Source organism: Thiocapsa sp., assembly GCF_011390875.1.
In the GTDB taxonomy this organism is placed as follows: Bacteria; Pseudomonadota; Gammaproteobacteria; order Chromatiales; family Chromatiaceae; genus Thiocapsa.
In genome coordinates this window covers 1-2,148 of record NZ_JAABRP010000390.1, presented here as the reverse complement: position 1 = coordinate 2,148, position 2,148 = coordinate 1, and the positions used below count along the sequence as shown (strand labels likewise).

Sequence of the window (2,148 nt, the reverse complement as noted above, 5' to 3'; positions counted from 1 at the left end):
GGTAGACTGCTTCCGCGATCTCTTCAGCGGCCACCGGGACGACTTGGTCTATTTCCACAGCCCCGCTCAGTTCCTCGCGAACCTAAACTGTCCGACACGCCTTGCCGCCCTGCGCGGCATGGACATCACCTTGGTTGTCGGCAACGAAGATCCATTTCTCGATCACAATCGCAGGTTCAGTCACTTGCTTTGGACGAAAGGGATTTGGCACGCGCTGCACGTGTGGGATGGACGGGCGCACCGCGGCCACGATTGGCGGCGCATGGCGCCGCTCTATGTCTGAAGCCGGGTCTGAAACCGACCCAATATCGATCGCGGATCGGGAGGCCTGCATCTCGCGCGTCGATTCGGCGGGATCGGATCGGGCCTCGGCGGGCGGCGTCGCCGAGTCGACCGACCCCGTTCTCATGCGGCGCCCGAAGGCGCGAGGACCGGCACTCGTGACCCTACCGCGGGCCCCGCATCGACGGGTGTCACACGATTGTCACCGGAACCGTCGATAATCCCGCCTACCTTGACCGGATGTGGCCCAGCCGCCTGGAACCTCGCGTCGTGACTCTTCGCCCGCTGGCTGAACACCGCAGATCCTCTCGCCTCGGCACGCCGCCGCGCTCGAAGACCACCCTCATGACTACCGTCGATCTGGTCTGGTTCAATGCGGGCGGTGGTCATCGTGCCGCGGCGCTGGCACTGGAGCAGGCAATCCATGATCAGGGTTTGCCTTGGCGTGTACGAAAGGTCAACCTGACGCAGGTGCTGGACCCGCTCGAGCATTTTCGGCGCGTTACCGGGATGGAGCCCGAGGACATCTACAATCGGCGCTTGGCCACCGGCTTTACGTTCGGGTTGGCGCAGGAACTGAAGCTTCTGCAAGGCATGATCCGCTGGACGCATGCCCTCATGGTACGGCGCCTGGCGGTGCATTGGCGAACGACCCGTCCCGATCTCGTCGTCTCGCTGATCCCGAATTTCAACCGCGCGCTGCACGACAGCTTGGCGCTGGCCGACCCGGGCGTACCCTTCGTCACGGTGCTCACCGACATGGCGGACCACCCGCCGCACTTCTGGATCGAACCGGACCTCGCTCAACATGTGGTGTGTGGTACCGCCTACGCGTCCTCGCAGGCCATGGATGCCGGCTGCTCGCCGGATCGTGTGCATCGCAGCAGCGGGATGATCCTTCGCCCGGAGTTCTATGCACAAGTGCCCATCGCGCGGACCGAAGAGCGGCAGCGAGTAGGCTTGGATGCGGCGACGCCGACCGGTCTGGTGTTGTTCGGCGGCACCGGGTCACGGGCGATGAAGGGCATCGCCGCTCGCCTGCCGAAGACCCCTCTGATTTTGATGTGCGGTCGCAACGAGGCCCTGGCAGCGGAGCTCCGCGCTCTGCCGACGGAGGCGCCGCGTGTCGTGGTTGGCTTCACGACCGAAGTTGCGCGCTGGATGCGGCTGGCCGATTTCTTCATCGGCAAACCGGGACCGGGCAGTCTGAGCGAGGCCGTTCACCAGGGACTGCCGGTGATCGTGACCCGCAACGCATGGACCATGCCGCAGGAGCGCTGGAATACCGAGTGGGTGCGCGAACATGGCCTGGGAGTCGTGCGACGCAGTCTTCGGTCCATCACCGCAGCGGTCGACGACATCACTCGGAACCTGCCCGAGTATCAAGCCCGGGTGCGCCGGATCGATAACCGCGCTGGTTTCGAAGTGCCGCAGATCCTCGCGCAGATTCTGGAGCAGGCGCGGCAGCATCCCGGGGTTGTGGGTCTGGTGGATTCATCCTCGGACCGCCGCAAGGTGGTCGGGGTTGCACGGCCGGCGGGAACCGAATGCCCGGCTCCGTCGCGAGGCGACCCGTCGATGGCTTTCTCGAAAATCCCGAAGCTTAGGCCGCGCGAAGCGCAAAGAACGAAATCCTGTCGCTCCTTGGATTTCGATCAAGAAATGATGAGCGGATGAACCGATGAATACGACGTTCGCTGCGATCGCCTGTGTTCTGCTGTCGGTTACCGCTCAGTTTCTGATCAAGGCAGGCATGTCGAGCGTCGCGGTCAAGGCGGCGCTGGCGAAGCCCGCCGTGCTGCACGTGGCAGGAACTGTCATGCTCAACCCCGCCATCATCGGCGGCTTCGCGCTGTACACGCTCGG

The 2,148-nt window shown here is 64.3% G+C and carries 1 protein-coding gene and 2 pseudogenes; all 3 read left to right on the top strand.

What is annotated here, in order from left to right:
- A pseudogene (locus tag GPT33_RS18830) lies at positions 1–283 on the top strand (esterase); the annotation flags it as partial.
- 344 nt (positions 284–627) lie between these two features.
- Positions 628–1,959: a galactosyldiacylglycerol synthase gene (locus GPT33_RS18825; protein WP_296812202.1), complete on the top strand. Its 1,332-nt coding sequence runs from the start codon at positions 628–630 to the stop codon at positions 1,957–1,959.
- Positions 1,960–1,963: 4 nt separating this feature from the next.
- Positions 1,964–2,148, top strand: a pseudogene (locus tag GPT33_RS18820) (hypothetical protein); the annotation flags it as partial.

Bases quoted from the DNA above. Each gene is read 5' to 3' on its own strand.
- GPT33_RS18825 (WP_296812202.1), top strand. From the start codon at position 628: ATGACTACCGTCGATCTGGTCTGGTTCAATGCGGGCGGTGGTCATCGT.